The following is a 14,032-nucleotide window of genomic DNA, read 5'->3' on the forward strand; positions in this document are numbered from 1 at the left end:
AGTACTTTGAACAATTATGGGTTAGGCTGATTGAAGCGGAAGGTGAGAGACTAGAGCTAAGAGCAGCAGAACATGTGAGACCCTGCAGGCGCCCGGCGCCGCGGAGGCTCACCGCACGTCCCGCGGAAAGCGAGCAACATGGAGAGGAAATCAGCCAAAACCAATCCAATTTCAAAAAGCGAAAGCAGCTTTGAAAACTGCTCTCTGGACTGCCCTTATGCTATTCAGGCATAAAACGCTTTATAGCTGCCGAGAATTTTCACACCGCAGCCAAGAGCCTCCAGCTCATTCACTGCACCTGGAATTAAAACGCTGTCCATAGCGTGCTCCAAATCAATTAGGAAAAAATAGTTTCCGAGCCCCGTCTTCATAGGCCTTGATTCAATTTTGGACATATTCAGTTTTCTCCAAGCAAAAGCGGAGAGCACCTGGTGAAGTGTTCCTGACTGGTTGGAAGGCAGCGTGACCATGATGGTGGTTTTATCTTTTCCTTCATACCCAGGCAAGACTGGGGGCTTTTCTGACATAGACGGATGTAAAATAGCGAACAATGTATGGTTGTAATGATAATCATGAATATCCTTCTTCACAATGGATAGTCCGTAAACCTCTGCCGCCATTTCATTGGCAATGACTCCTGCGTTTTCTTCAGGGTGTTTGCTTACAAATTGAGCAGCCGCCCCTGTAGAAGCAGCATAGGAATGCTCGGCCTGCGGAAACTCATTATGCAGATAGCGGTGACATTGTGCGATTGCATGGGAATGGGATACAATCTTATCTACCTGCTGCCATGAGGATACACGATCAGGATGCACCATGAAATGCTGATTAATAGGGACTACCATTTCCCCGACAATATGAAGAGGCTGTTCATGAACGAGGTAGTCTACTGTTAAATTCACTGATCCTTCAATAGCATTTTCAAGAGGGACAATCGAGAAGTCCACGTCTCCCGCTGCAACGGCATCCATACAAGCTGGAATGGTAGCATAGGGAATCTGCTCAATCTGTTCATGAAAAAATTTTGAAACAGCCAGATGGGTGAATGTTGCTTTAGGTCCTAAAAATCCAATACGATAACTCAATGCTACCAACTCTCCTTAAGCCCCTGATCCAAGTATTTCTACTTTATCGACAAACTCCATTTTCTTAAATCGTGAAATTAAATGATTAATATCTTCATTCATTCCGTTAATATTTAAAGAAAGCGTTACGTTGGCTCTGCCTTGAAGCGGAATGGTTTGATGAATCGTTAGGATGTTGCACCCCGCATTAGCTACAAGGCCGAGAAGCTCAGACAATGTCCCGGATCGATCTTCAAGCTGAAAAAAAAGCGTAATGATTTTCTCTTTCACAACTGTGTGAAAAGGGAAAACGGCATCTCTGTATTTATAGAAAGCACTCCGGCTAAGATCTACCCGCTGGACTGCTTCCGCCACAGACCCCGCCTTTCCTCTCTCCATCATCTTTTTCACATCCAGCGTCTTTTTCATTGCTTCCGGAAGAACATCCTCACGGACAAGAAAAAACGTTTCCTCTTTCAATCCCATCACCCCTCCATGATAAAGTTGGCGAAGATAAGGATAGCTCTGTATCCTTAGCGGACATTCCAATATGTATAATGTCCAGGCAAATTGCCTGGACATTCCGTTTTATATCCTGCATTGACGGGCAGTAAAACTCCCGCTCATAAAGGATTCACTTTATTAATCAACAAATTCAAATTCAAACTCAAGAAGTCTGACGATATCTCCGTCCTTGGCTCCTTTTTTGCGCAGGGCCTCATCAACACCCATTGTACGCAGCTGGCGCGCAAAGCGGCGGACAGATTCTTCTCTGCTGAAGTCCGTCATCTTAAAGAGACGTTCGACTTTTTCTCCAGTGACGTCAAAAATTCCCGCACTGTCTCTTGTAATGATAAACGGTGTTTCTTCTTCTTCGAGTGTATAAACTACACGGTGAACACCCGGATCTTCTTCCTCTTTATGAAGCGGGAATTCCGGCGTATTCTCAAGTGTATCTGCAATGTTGAACAGAAGATCGCGAATTCCATCTCTTGTAGCTGCTGAAACGGCAAACACCGGAAAATCATCTTGAAGTTTTTCTTTAAAGATCTTCAGATTTTCTTCTGAATCCGGCATATCCATCTTGTTTGCCACAATAATTTGAGGACGTTCTGTCAAACGCAGATTATACTGTCTAAGTTCTTCATTGATTGTCAAGTAATCCTCATAAGGATCACGCCCTTCGAGGCCTGACATATCAATCACATGAACAATTACTCTTGTTCTTTCAATATGTCTTAGGAACTGATGTCCTAAACCGATTCCTTCATGCGCCCCTTCAATTAAACCCGGAAGATCCGCCATAACAAAGCTGCGCCCATCCTGCGTCTCAACCATTCCAAGGTTGGGAGCAAGCGTTGTAAAATGGTAATCGGCAATCTTTGGCTTAGCTGCTGATACAACGGATAAAAGTGTAGATTTACCCACACTCGGGAAACCGACCAGTCCAACATCTGCAAGCAGCTTTAGCTCCATCACAATGTAGCGTTCCTGGCCCGGCTCTCCATTTTCAGCAATCTCAGGAGCCGGATTGGAAGGTGTTGCAAAACGGGTATTCCCGCGTCCGCCTCTTCCGCCTCTTGCAATGACCGCCTGCTGGCCGTGCTCTGTTAAATCGGCAATGACCTGTTTCGTATCATCATCCATCACCACTGTGCCAGGAGGTACTTTAACAATCATTTGCTCCGCATTTCGGCCGTGCATGTTTTTAGACATGCCATGCTCCCCGCGTTCCGCTTTAAAATGACGCTGATAGCGGAAATCCATCAGGGTTCTTAAACCTTCTTCCACCTCAAAAATGACGTTTGCACCCTTGCCTCCGTCACCGCCGGCTGGCCCGCCGTCCGGAACATATTTTTCACGGCGATAAGCAACCATTCCATTGCCTCCGTCGCCGCCTTTTACATATATCTTGACCTGATCGACAAACATTATGTCTTTCCTCCGTTCTATGGTGCACGATTACTTCGTATAAAAAATGACAGCCGCCGTAAATTCTTCAGCTGTTATCGTAAGTTCTGAGAGTTGATGATCGGGCAGCTTCATAAAATATGTATGCAAGCGCTCCATATCTTTTAGCATGCCATGAAAATCTAAAAAGAAACGGACCTGTCCCAATTCTTCCGACATCTCAATCGTCAGCACGAGCTGATTTTCACACCTGTCACCCGCGCAATGATCCAGCAGGGCAAAAAAGTCTTTGCACCAGGCACTCAAGCTTCGATCGAGGCTGTCCAAATGAAACGTGTTCCCTACAATTTCATACTCCATGGAAAACAAGTGGCGCTCCCAGCCAAAGCTGATTAAATTTCCAGCCAGTTCTGGAGCCTTAAGATTGCAAAGCCTGGACTCCTGCTGGGCTTCAATAATGATTTCTTCCATAATCTCATTTACACGATCATATTTTTCAAGAGACAGGTTGCCCTTTATCAGCTGCAGCCGGTTCATCCAGTCATGCCGGTAGTGGCTAATGGCATCAACCATATTCCAGTTTTTGCTCTCTTTAGTCATTTGCACTCCACTCTTTCTATTCTTTTAGGAGCATTGTTCTAATCAATTTGTGCTGTGCTGTGTAAATAAGTGAATTCCTTCTTATGAAAAGATTGCTTGATGAAATTATAGCAAACCTATGCGCGGAAAAGAAACGGTTTATAACGAAAATAAGGATTTAGGGGGGTCTCAAGAGGATTTCTTGCCCATCTATCAAATTTTCACAACAAAAGCGCAAGCGCACGGTGAGGGTGTTCTGTTATGTTCGCGAGATCCTTCAGAAAGGATCTGCCTGCTGCAAGCCCCGAGGTGCTTTAGCCGCTAAGCTGTATGGTAAGAACCTGCTAAGCTCATTAAACTTGATAAAAGCAATAATAAAAAAAAGAAACTCTAGCTCTTATTCAGCTAGAGTTTCGGTTGAATTAAGCTTCTTGAGCTGCAGGGTACACGCTCACTTTTTTGCGGTCGCGGCCTAAACGTTCGAAACGTACTACGCCGTCAACTTTAGCAAATAGAGTGTCGTCACCGCCGCGGCCAACGTTTTCACCCGGATAGATCTTTGTACCGCGCTGACGGTAAAGGATCGATCCTCCACTTACGAATTGTCCATCAGCACGTTTAGCGCCAAGACGTTTCGAATGTGAATCACGGCCGTTTTTTGTGGAACCTACTCCCTTTTTGGAAGCGAAAAATTGAATATCCAATTTTAAGAACATGAGGTTCACCTCCTACTTTTCTAAAATGGTCATACGGATGTATTCTCCGTACTGTTCTTCTATGGTCTTAATGGAGACGACCATCCCTTCGATGAGCAGCTGTCCTTTTTGAATGGCTTCCTCTGAAACAGAATCAGGCCATTCAAAGGTTATATGTCCCTGCTTCTGGTCCATTTCCAATATGGGCTCGATGCCTGCTAGTTCATGGACCGCGTTAATCGCTCCGAACACGACACAGGATGCGCCTGCACATACAAGATCTTTTCCAGTTTCATCAAAATCAGCGTGCCCCGTCATGGCGAAGGACTGAATCGTTCCTTCAGCAGATCGGTTTACCGTAACGTTTATCATAGGATCAAGCCTTACGCGTTGATTTTTTCAATAACAACTTTTGTGTATGGCTGACGATGACCTTGCTTTTTCTTCTGGTTTTTCTTCGCTTTGTATTTGAAAACAACCAATTTTTTCGCACGGCCTTGTTTTTCAACTTTAGCTGTAACGGTTGCTCCGGATACTAGAGGGCTTCCAACTTTAACGTCGTCGCCGCCTACGAATAAAACTTTGTCAAATGTAACAGTTTCACCTAGCTCGCCTGCCACTTTTTCAATGTAGACTGCTTGGCCTTCTGCTACTTTAATTTGCTTTCCGCCAGTTTCAATAATTGCGTACATTCCACTGCACCTCCTATTTGATACTCAGACTCGCCAGTGTACAGGTGAATTATGATGAAGATCATCAAAATTTCTTACTACCTGCATCCGAGCGGTTGTAGCCACGGGTGCTACAAACAGTAACATAAGAATATTACCAGAAGTTTAATCTATTTGTCAATGTTCTTTTCCTGTTGTGATATTCGCTCCCGAATATCTTTTTCGTCTCCGATATGCCGAAGCTCATAACCCGGCTTCTCCCAATCACCGGCAGTTATGAAAATACGAAAATGAAGCTCCTTTTCAAGATCCCTGACGCCGCGTTCCAAAATGGCCATTACTCCGAGCTCCGCATGAACCCAGATCGCTTCATCTTCCATGTACCGGTATTGCCGCAATTCCCTTGCAAGCCTTAAGGCAACGGTTTCAGCAGAATCGACTCTGCCCTTTCCGGCGCAGACGCGGCACGGCTCTGTTAACAGAGCATCAAGGTCCTCACTCGTCTTCTTCCTCGTAATCTGAAGGAGATTAAGCTCCGTAAAGCCGATAATGCGGGTCTGGATTCGATCCCGCTCAACCTGCTTTTGCATCACCTGCAAAATACTTTTCTGATCAGACGCTTCCTTCATATCGATAAAGTCAATCAGGATGATTCCGTTTAAATTTCGCAGGCGGATTTGCCTTGCTGCTTCAAGAGCGGCTTCCTTATTCGTATCGAGTATCGTTTGGCGCTGCGAATCCTTGCCTGTAAACTTCCCTGAATTGACATCAATAACATGCAGCGCTTCGGTTTTCTCAATCAGCAGGTAGGCTCCATTTTTCAGCCAGACAGCCTTCTTTTGAAGCTTATGTATTTCTGAATCCAGCGTGTCGTAAATCTCTGAGCCTTCTTTTGAATGGTTCACGCTTGTCTCACAATCCTCTGGAAGATGCTTTCTCAGGCTCTCCGCTAAATCCGCATCATCACAGTGTATCTCCGAATAGACCGATATGGAACGTTCGGTTAGAATCGTTTCAAGCAGGTCCCCTGTTTCCTTTAGAGGTAGAGGGGCTTTCGAGGAATGAGACGGAAGAAGCTCCTTGAACTCCTTTTTAAGCCTGTACAGTTCATCTTTAAGTTCATCTGCCGGCAGGGAAGCTGCTGCCGTGCGAAGCAATACTCCTTCTTCGTCATCGAGAAATTTGCTGACCCATGCTCTAAGCTGACCCGCTCCGGATTCATCGATTTTTCTTGAGACCGTAATTCTTCCTCCATAAGGCATATAGACGAGCGAGCTCCCCGGAAATTCTATATTAGCGGTCAGGGCAGGACCCTTCCATTCGTCTCCTTCTTTTTTAATTTGAACCATTAGCTTCTGGCCTTCATGCAAAAAAGAAGAGATGGACTTCTGCTGATCAGATCGTCTGTAAGCAGGCAGATCCTCGACCCGGATAAACCCGTTTCGTTCCAGTCCGATATCGATAAAAGCTGCCTGCATCCCTTTGACCACTTTTTCAACTTTCCCGAAAAAAATGCTTCCCGCTTTCCCCTTTTGACCGGATTTTACAATTTTTAAATCTGCCAATTTTCCATGCTCAAATAAAGCAATTCGCTTTTCAGGCAGATTGGCTTGAACAATTAGCGTTTTCAACGGATTCCCTCTTTTACAATCATCATTTTCCCCATTTACTCACGTTTCAAGAGGGAAGTCAATAAGCATAAACCAGCTCCTCAACCCTTGAATTTGTTCTTTTCTCTGAAAAGAAAGCGTGAAGCAATTCGTTCTCATCCAGTTCCGACCACTTAGCCCCGTCTCTGTAAACAATGATTGGATGCTTGCAGCCTCTTTTAAACCTGGACATTACCGTCAGTATATCCTCTTCCGATTCCACTTCCAGAGGGTCCAGTTTTTGAATGGATTTTTGAGTTCCATAATACCGATCCATTAAAAATCTCAGATGAACAAAGCGGCGCTGTTTAAATTCTGTATATAAACTAAAACATAAAAAAATCGTAATCATCCATAAATTCAGCTGGAAAGGAAAAAAAAGCAGGACGGCAGCTTTATATATGACGAGAGCGCATACCGAAAAAGCCAGCATCCATTTATGGGCTGAAGGAAAAGGCTTAAAAAGCGAAAAAGCTATAAATAATAGTTTCCCGCCGTCAAGCGGCCAAATCGGGAGCAGGTTAAAAAGCAGAATGGATAGATTATAGAAAGTAAAAAGAGAGAAATCACCGGCAGAAATAAGCCCTCCGCTCAAAAGGAGCCAGGCAGCTCCCTGCATCACAAAATGCTGCAGCGGACCGGCAAGCACAACTGCGAGCTCTTCTTTTATGGAACGGTTCCCATGCTCCTCCATTTCTGCAGCACCTCCAAATGGAAGAAGCACAATGGATTTAACTCTCCAGGAAAAATAAAGGGCACATACAGCATGACCAAGCTCATGCACTAGGACAATGGCAAGCAATATAGTAAGCGTTTTAAATTGAGCGGTAGCTGCGCTGATCGCCATTACTGCCCACAGCAGAGGGTGAATGTGAACTTTCCTTAATAGGGATCCATATTTAATCAAAGGAAATCACCTGTTTCGGATCGATAAAATTATCTCCCTTTTTAATCGCAAAATAGTAGGTCCCTTTTTTGTTTTCATTCACTTTAATGGTACCGAGTTCTTTCCCTGTGACCACTGTGTCATAAAGAGCAACATCTACCCGTTCGAGATTCCCATACCACGATTCGCTTCCATCTGCATGCTGAAGCACAACCGTCAGTCCTGTATCCGGTTTTTCTCCCGCTTCAATGACAATCCCTTCGTCAATTGCATCAACCGTCGCACGATCGGTCTCAATCAAGACCCCTTGCCCATTAACCTGAAAATTTTCAGTGACCTTCCCGGAAGCAGGAACAGCGTATTCTCCCTTTGGCGAAGCAGAATCGGGGGAAACCTCATCAGCCTGAAATAACGCTAATGGGTGACCGAATTGCTTTTGATACCAGGCAGATACTGCAGCAAATTGAAATTCATGTTCCAGAGATACTTCAACCGTATTTCTAAATGAATCGAGCTTTTGACTGTGATCTTTAAAAACAACTGCCATAGCGAGAACCAGGCAGGCAGAAAGCAACAATTTAAAAAGAAAGATTTGCGGTTTGAACAGCGGATGTCCGGTTTCGTTAAGTGTGTCAGGTCCTCCCTCATACGAATGAATAATCCCTGTATACTTTTCCTCCTCTTCAATCACAGCCTCCTTGTTCCAAGTTACCGGAATCTCTGCTTTTTCTGCAGAAGGTTTTGCCTTTTTTCTTTTCGCCATCCGCTTTCTGATTTCATCGGCCCTTCTGGACATCGTCATCCACCCTTTTAATGTCAGTTTGTACAAGTCTATGACTTGTCCGGAGGAATTATGATTTGGTGAAAATAAGAAAAGCGGAAGCGGCTTCTAGTAAGGAGGTTCCGCTAAAAGCGACGCGTCCTGCCGCAACGCAGAACTGACCTGCATCGTGCAGGCCTCCCTGAGAGACGGTGGAATCGGGGCTGGCAAAGTCGCTTTTTGACTTTGACTGAACCGGTGAAGCGGCCGAAGGGCTAGCCGCTGGAGCTGGAACACAGAAAAGCGGAGGGCGCTTGCTCAGCTGTGAAAGACGGTGGAGCTCTCGACCGAGAGGCGCCCAAGTTAGGTTGTTCAGCTAAATGCGCGATGTCCTGTCGCAACGCTGAAAGGGCCTTCATCGTGAAGGCCCTCGACCGAGAGAGCGAAGCGGCCGAACAGCTAGCGCCCGGAGCTGGACAACATAGAAAAGCGGAGGGCGCTTGCTCAGCTGTGAAAGACGGTGGAGCTCTCGACCGAGAGGCGCCCAAGTTAGGTTGTTCAGCTAAATGCGCGACGTCCTGTCGCAACGCTGTACGGGCCTTCATCGTGAAGGCCCTCGACCGAGAGAGCGAAGCGGCCGAACAGCTAGCGCCCGGAGCTGGACAACTCAGTTCAGGTAGAGAATCACTCTTTTATCAAATGAAGAAAAGCAGCCCCTGTAAAGAGCTGCTTTCATCTGCAAATATTGTTTTCCATTACACGCGTGCTCCGAAAAACTTTTTCAGTTTATCTAAAAAACCTAAGTTTTGCTGGTCAAGAATTTGAAGGGGAACCGATTCCCCGAGAATTCTTCTGGCAATATTACGATAGGCAATCGATGCGCGGTTGTTCGGATCCATCGCAATCGGTTCACCGCTGTTTGATGCCTTGATTACCTGATCATCATCAGCAACAATACCCAGCAGATCAATGGACAGATGCGCGACAATCTCATCAACATCCAGCATGTCTCCATTTTGAACGAGATGAGTGCGTATCCGGTTAATGACAAGCTTTGGCGGCTCGATTTCTTCTTTCTCAAGAAGCCCGATGATTCTGTCTGCATCCCTTACTGCAGAAACTTCCGGAGTGGTTACAACAATCGCTTTATCCGCACCAGCCACAGCATTTTTGAAGCCCTGCTCAATGCCGGCCGGGCAATCGATCACAATATAATCATAATCCTGCTTCAGCTCATCAATAAGCTTTTTCATTTGTTCAGGCGAGACAGCTGATTTATCACTCGTCTGTGCTGCCGGAAGCAAGTACAGCAGGTCATCAAAACGCTTGTCCTTTACAAGTGCCTGATGGATTTTGCAGCGTCCTTCCACCACATCCACCAAATCATAGATAATCCGGTTTTCAAGTCCCATGACGACGTCCAGATTCCGCAAACCGATATCTGTGTCTACAAGACAAACCTTTTTGCCTAAAATGGCCAGGGACGTTCCTAAATTGGCGGAGGTGGTTGTTTTGCCAACTCCACCTTTACCTGAGGTTACAACAATCGCCTCTCCCACGGCTACATTCCCCCCTCGAGCGTAGTTACATCTGGTCTTACATACATCACATTCTGCAGTCGGTCTCTCTTCATTTGCCCATCGTCATCTATGTACGCACACTCCATCCCGTGTTCGTCTACATGAATACGCTCAGGAGACTGATTAAGTGAATCATAAATTTTAAGCTGGGCTGGCGCCATGACAGATGCAGCAATGATCGCCCTGCTGTTTCCATTATAGCCTGCATGGGCGGTACCTCTCAGAGCACCTAAAACGAAGATGCTGCCGTTTGCAATCACCGTGCCCCCAGGATTCACATCTCCGATCAAAAGGAGATCGCCTTCAACCTGAAGCACCTGTCCAGACCGGACAATTCTTGCAGCTTTTACAACTTCCGCTTCTTTTTTCAGTCTGTTGGCTTCTTCTTTCGTCACGACATCAGACTCAATGTTTTCGACCACAAGATTCTTCTTTTTGCGGATTGTCGTTTTCACCATTTGCTGCTGTTCTTCTGAAAGAAGCCGTTTGCCGGACTTCACACTAACTCCGATTAAAGGCCCGTTTTCCTGCACATACTGCTTAGAGGAAAGCATCTCTTCCAGTTCAAGAATAAGTGTTTCGTAGGTGCACCCGTCATCCAAATATAGAGTGAGGCCGTCCTTTGTTCCTTTTATTGTTACATACTGCTGTTTTTGGGCTTTCACGATGTTCACCTCAATAAAACTACAAATTCGACAAACCCCGCTAAATCTCCTTTTTTTGCTGAACCGTTTAATCCTCTGTCTGTCTCTTTAGACCCGTGAGAAACGATTTTAACGGATAAATAATCACAAGACCCGCGATGGAATTCACAGCCAGCGTAGGCAGGAGTCTGCGATTGGCAAATTCATAGAAATTAAGCGGATTCAGGCTAATAATAAGCTGGATCCCGTAAACGTAAAATTCGAGTATACTGATTGCCAGCATTCCGACAAGCAAAACAACAAAAGCATTATTCTGAAGAATCTTCAGTGCTTTCCCGGAAAGATAAGTCAGAAATGGATAAGCAAAAAGATAGACTCCAAGAATCTCTGTATACACAATATCGTGCAGCAGCCCAAAGACAATCGCGTATGTGATCGCAAGTCCATCTCTTACATAAACGGATACAAAAATTAATAGAAGCAGGGTAAACCTCGGAACATAAAACATATCCTCTGAAAAGGACGGAATAAGAACTAAATCAACTGCGGTACTCTCCATGATGAAAAAAAACAAGACAACGACAGGAAGGAGAAAACGTCTCACTTTGCTTCCTCCTCCGCATCGCCGTCACTTACATCTCCTTCTGGAGGAACGGAAGCTGCACGTTTGATGATAAATACATTTTCGACATCGTAAAAATTAGCAGACGGTTTCACATAGGCCATTTTCGTTAAACCGTAAGAATCAGGCTGAACATCTTCCACTGTTCCTATCGAAAGTTCCGAGGTGAACACTCCGCCGTTCCCTGCAGTTACAACTTTATCGCCCTTTTTAATATCCATGCTCGTATTGATGTTTCTATAAAGAAGCATTTCTCTTTTTTCATCGTAGCCTGCGATTAAGCCGAAAATATTTTCCTTGCCCTTAACAATTGCAGGGACCTGATTGACACGGTCCTGAGCACTTAAAAGCTGAACGGTGGAAGTAAATGCATCCACACTTTTAATTTTCCCGATGAGTCCTTTAGATGTCATAACCGCCATGTCTTCCGTTACACCATTTTGCTTGCCGCGGTCAATCGTAATGTATTCATACCAGCGGTCAGGATTTCTTGCAATCAGCGTACCAGTGATCGGTTCGAATTTGCTTAAATCTGTTTTCGCTCCTACATCTGCCCGCAGACGGTCATTCTCTTTTCTGAGACGCTGAACCTCAGAGTCAAGACTTGCATACTGCTCAACTCTTGATTTCAGATATTTATTTTCTTCATATGTATCCTTTAAATTGCCGATTTCCTCAAAAGCCCCGCCAAAGAATTGAGCAGGCTTATGAAAAACAGTTTGAAATAAACCGGTAGAATCCTTTACAAACTTCTCTGGCCATGACAATTCACGGTCGCCTTTAATAGAGAAGCCGATCAGTGCAACGAGCAAAATGACGCTTGCCAGAAGCAGAATAAGCCGTTTGTTCATAAAAAAAGGCGGCATCATTTACACCTCTTAACGTTTGATATTCCCAATCCTCGCAATGCCCCCGGCTAAAAGCATTCGGCGCCCCTAATGAGGCACCGAATCTTTTAATATCAGCTCTGTTAAACTTCCCTGTTGATCTCCGCTTCGGCATTCATTTTAAGAAGGCGAGCATCCAGCCGCTTTCCCTCAGGATTATCGCGGCATTCATATCAATCAACAGGATGCCAATAGAAGCATTTAGCTTTAACAGAGCTAAGAAATTAACGGAGGTTTTTCGTTTTTCCTTTAAATAGATGAATATGCTCAAGTGCTTTTCCTGTTCCAATTGCCACACAGTCCAATGGATTTTCAGCAATCAGTACAGGCATATTTGTCTCTTCACTAATCACTTTATCCAGGTTGCGCAGCAATGCTCCTCCACCGGTCAAAACAATTCCGCGGTCCATAATATCGGCTGCAAGTTCCGGCGGTGTTTTTTCCAGCGTGTTTTTGACTGTATCAACGATCGTATAAACCGTGTCACGAAGAGCCTCTGCAATTTCTTTCGCTGTAATTTCGATTGTCTTCGGCAATCCGGTAAGCAGGTCACGGCCGCGGATTTCCATGTTATCAACACCCTCAGGAGTTCCGGCGGAGCCGACTTCCATTTTGATGGCTTCAGCTGTCCGGTCACCAATCATTAGGTTATACGTTTTGCGGATATAGTTGATGATCGCGTCATCCATTTCATCGCCTGCCACACGGATGGATTGGCTGGTTACGATTCCGCCAAGGGAAATAATAGCGACTTCCGTTGTACCACCGCCAATATCCACAACCATGCTTCCAGTCGGTTCCCACACAGGCAGGTTTGAACCGATCGCAGCTGCGAATGGTTCTTCAATCGTATACGCATCCCGCGCGCCTGCTTGTCTTGTTGCATCAATGACAGCACGTTCTTCAACAGCTGTAATGCCTGATGGCACACAAACCATTACGTACGGTTTTCTTGAGAAAAGACTTTTGTTTTTCGTCGCTTGTTTTATGTAATATTTCATCATTGTAGCAGTCGTCTCGTAATCTGCAATAACGCCATCCTTCATTGGACGAAGTGCTACGACATTTCCAGGTGTACGCCCGATCATATTTTTAGCATCATTTCCAACAGCAACAATGGACTTGGTATCTGTTTGCATTGCAACAACAGAAGGTTCACGGAGAACGATTCCTCTGCCTTTCACGAACACGAGGGTATTTGCAGTACCCAAATCTATCCCAAGGTCTCTAGTACCAATTCCAAACATTCATGTATCTCCCTTTCTGAAACGAATCACTTTTTGTAATAAGGACGAACCTTAACGAAAAAACTCATAAACCTTATTATAACGTAAATCGTCAAAAAAAAAAGTGAATTTCAGGTTACAAATAGCCTTTTTCCTTCAAGCTGATGAATTTTCTGTCCCCGATGATTAAATGATCAAGTAATTCTATTCCAATCATCTTCCCGCATTCGGATAGTCTTTTCGTAACTTCGATGTCTTCACGGCTTGGAGACGGGTCTCCTGAGGGATGGTTGTGGATACAGATAAATGAAGCTGCGGATCTTCTGAACGCTTCTTTAAAAACTTCTCTTGGATGAACAATCGAGGCGTTCAGACTTCCGATAAAAACGGTGTGTTTATGGATGACGTGGTTTTTCGTATTGAGATAAATACAAACAAAGTGCTCCTGTGTCAGGAATCTCATTTCTTCCATTACATAATTCGCTCCGTCCTGCGGAGATCGAATGACATAGCGATCTTCGCTTGAAAGCTGCAGAATTCTTCTTCCGAGCTCCATTGATGCCATAATTTGAACAGCTTTCGCTTGTCCAATCCCGGAAATGGCAGTCATTTCCTCTATCGAAGCATCCTTTAGCAGCCGCAATCCTTCAAAATGGGAAAGCATCCTTGAAGCGAGCTGAAGAACAGATTCGCTGCTCGAGCCCGTTCTTAATAGAATGGCGATCAGCTCCTGATTTGACAGGCTTCCCGGCCCATCATTCAGAAGCCGCTCTCTTGGTCTTTCTTCTGCGGGGAAATCACGGATTTTAAGCAGCGGTACATTCATTGGTTCCTCCTGTCCCCTAAAGCGCTCATCTG

16 protein-coding genes and 1 other annotated feature are annotated in these 14,032 nt (G+C 45.1%); all 16 genes read right to left on the bottom strand.

What is annotated here, in order from left to right:
- Positions 1–224: 224 nt before the first annotated feature.
- Positions 225–1,085, bottom strand: a complete 861-nt coding sequence (gene pheA, locus J9317_RS13905) for a prephenate dehydratase (protein WP_211559551.1) — start codon at positions 1,083–1,085, stop codon at positions 225–227.
- A gap of 15 nt (positions 1,086–1,100) precedes the next feature.
- Positions 1,101–1,550, bottom strand: coding sequence for an ACT domain-containing protein (locus tag J9317_RS13910; protein WP_284143278.1), 450 nt, complete (start codon positions 1,548–1,550; stop codon positions 1,101–1,103).
- Between the two features lie 156 nt (positions 1,551–1,706).
- Positions 1,707–2,996 (bottom strand): GTPase ObgE, encoded by a 1,290-nt coding sequence (gene obgE, locus J9317_RS13915; protein ID WP_211559553.1) that lies wholly within the window; start codon positions 2,994–2,996, stop codon positions 1,707–1,709.
- 30 nt (positions 2,997–3,026) lie between these two features.
- Positions 3,027–3,575 (bottom strand): Spo0B C-terminal domain-containing protein, encoded by a 549-nt coding sequence (locus J9317_RS13920; RefSeq protein ID WP_211559555.1) that lies wholly within the window; start codon positions 3,573–3,575, stop codon positions 3,027–3,029.
- A 401-nt stretch (positions 3,576–3,976) separates the two neighbouring features.
- Positions 3,977–4,270 (bottom strand): 50S ribosomal protein L27, encoded by a 294-nt coding sequence (gene rpmA / locus J9317_RS13925; protein ID WP_211559557.1) that lies wholly within the window; start codon positions 4,268–4,270, stop codon positions 3,977–3,979.
- Between the two features lie 12 nt (positions 4,271–4,282).
- Entirely contained in the window at positions 4,283–4,621 is a 339-nt protein-coding gene (locus J9317_RS13930; RefSeq protein WP_211559559.1) for a ribosomal-processing cysteine protease Prp, read from the bottom strand.
- An 11-nt stretch (positions 4,622–4,632) separates the two neighbouring features.
- On the bottom strand, positions 4,633–4,941 hold the full coding sequence (gene rplU / locus J9317_RS13935) for a 50S ribosomal protein L21 (RefSeq protein WP_035405301.1): 309 nt from the start codon (positions 4,939–4,941) through the stop codon (positions 4,633–4,635).
- Positions 4,942–4,957: 16 nt separating this feature from the next.
- Positions 4,958–5,048, bottom strand: a sequence feature (ribosomal protein L21 leader region).
- Positions 5,049–5,090: 42 nt separating this feature from the next.
- Positions 5,091–6,551 carry an Rne/Rng family ribonuclease gene (locus J9317_RS13940; RefSeq protein ID WP_211559561.1) on the bottom strand — a complete coding sequence of 487 codons (1,461 nt, stop codon included), beginning with the start codon at positions 6,549–6,551 and terminating at the stop codon, positions 5,091–5,093.
- 58 nt (positions 6,552–6,609) lie between these two features.
- A complete protein-coding gene (locus J9317_RS13945; protein ID WP_211559563.1) occupies positions 6,610–7,476 on the bottom strand; it encodes a M50 family metallopeptidase in 867 nt (288 codons plus the stop codon).
- Positions 7,469–8,251 (bottom strand): M23 family metallopeptidase, encoded by a 783-nt coding sequence (locus J9317_RS13950; protein WP_211559565.1) that lies wholly within the window; start codon positions 8,249–8,251, stop codon positions 7,469–7,471. The genes J9317_RS13945 and J9317_RS13950 overlap by 8 nt, the downstream gene beginning before the upstream one ends.
- A gap of 719 nt (positions 8,252–8,970) precedes the next feature.
- Positions 8,971–9,774, bottom strand: coding sequence for a septum site-determining protein MinD (gene minD, locus J9317_RS13955; protein ID WP_211559567.1), 804 nt, complete (start codon positions 9,772–9,774; stop codon positions 8,971–8,973).
- A 2-nt stretch (positions 9,775–9,776) separates the two neighbouring features.
- On the bottom strand, positions 9,777–10,460 hold the full coding sequence (gene minC, locus J9317_RS13960; protein WP_211559569.1) for a septum site-determining protein MinC: 684 nt from the start codon (positions 10,458–10,460) through the stop codon (positions 9,777–9,779).
- A gap of 67 nt (positions 10,461–10,527) precedes the next feature.
- Positions 10,528–11,043, bottom strand: coding sequence for a rod shape-determining protein MreD (mreD, locus tag J9317_RS13965; RefSeq protein WP_211559571.1), 516 nt, complete (start codon positions 11,041–11,043; stop codon positions 10,528–10,530).
- Positions 11,040–11,927, bottom strand: a complete 888-nt coding sequence (mreC, locus tag J9317_RS13970) for a rod shape-determining protein MreC (RefSeq protein WP_211562404.1) — start codon at positions 11,925–11,927, stop codon at positions 11,040–11,042. The genes mreD and mreC overlap by 4 nt, the downstream gene beginning before the upstream one ends.
- 245 nt (positions 11,928–12,172) lie before the next feature.
- Complete coding sequence (locus tag J9317_RS13975; RefSeq protein ID WP_211559573.1) at positions 12,173–13,195, bottom strand: rod shape-determining protein; 1,023 nt, start codon at positions 13,193–13,195, stop codon at positions 12,173–12,175.
- Positions 13,196–13,310: 115 nt separating this feature from the next.
- On the bottom strand, positions 13,311–14,000 hold the full coding sequence (gene radC, locus J9317_RS13980) for a RadC family protein (protein ID WP_284143279.1): 690 nt from the start codon (positions 13,998–14,000) through the stop codon (positions 13,311–13,313).
- Positions 14,001–14,032: the final 32 nt, after the last annotated feature.

The organism is Metabacillus flavus (assembly GCF_018283675.1).
Taxonomy (GTDB): Bacteria; Bacillota; Bacilli; order Bacillales; family Bacillaceae; genus Metabacillus_B; species Metabacillus_B flavus.

Excerpts from the sequence above, each read along its gene's own strand:
- J9317_RS13910 (WP_284143278.1), bottom strand. The coding sequence starts at position 1,550 with ATGGGATTGAAAGAGGAAACGTTTTTTCTTGTCCGTGAGGATGTTCTT.
- obgE (WP_211559553.1), bottom strand. The coding sequence starts at position 2,996 with ATGTTTGTCGATCAGGTCAAGATATATGTAAAAGGCGGCGACGGAGGC.
- J9317_RS13920 (WP_211559555.1), bottom strand. The coding sequence starts at position 3,575 with ATGACTAAAGAGAGCAAAAACTGGAATATGGTTGATGCCATTAGCCAC.
- rpmA (WP_211559557.1), bottom strand. The coding sequence starts at position 4,270 with ATGTTCTTAAAATTGGATATTCAATTTTTCGCTTCCAAAAAGGGAGTA.
- J9317_RS13930 (WP_211559559.1), bottom strand. The coding sequence starts at position 4,621 with ATGATAAACGTTACGGTAAACCGATCTGCTGAAGGAACGATTCAGTCC.
- rplU (WP_035405301.1), bottom strand. The coding sequence starts at position 4,941 with ATGTACGCAATTATTGAAACTGGCGGAAAGCAAATTAAAGTAGCAGAA.
- J9317_RS13950 (WP_211559565.1), bottom strand. The coding sequence starts at position 8,251 with ATGTCCAGAAGGGCCGATGAAATCAGAAAGCGGATGGCGAAAAGAAAA.
- mreC (WP_211562404.1), bottom strand. The coding sequence starts at position 11,927 with ATGCCGCCTTTTTTTATGAACAAACGGCTTATTCTGCTTCTGGCAAGC.
- J9317_RS13975 (WP_211559573.1), bottom strand. The coding sequence starts at position 13,195 with ATGTTTGGAATTGGTACTAGAGACCTTGGGATAGATTTGGGTACTGCA.
- radC (WP_284143279.1), bottom strand. The coding sequence starts at position 14,000 with ATGAATGTACCGCTGCTTAAAATCCGTGATTTCCCCGCAGAAGAAAGA.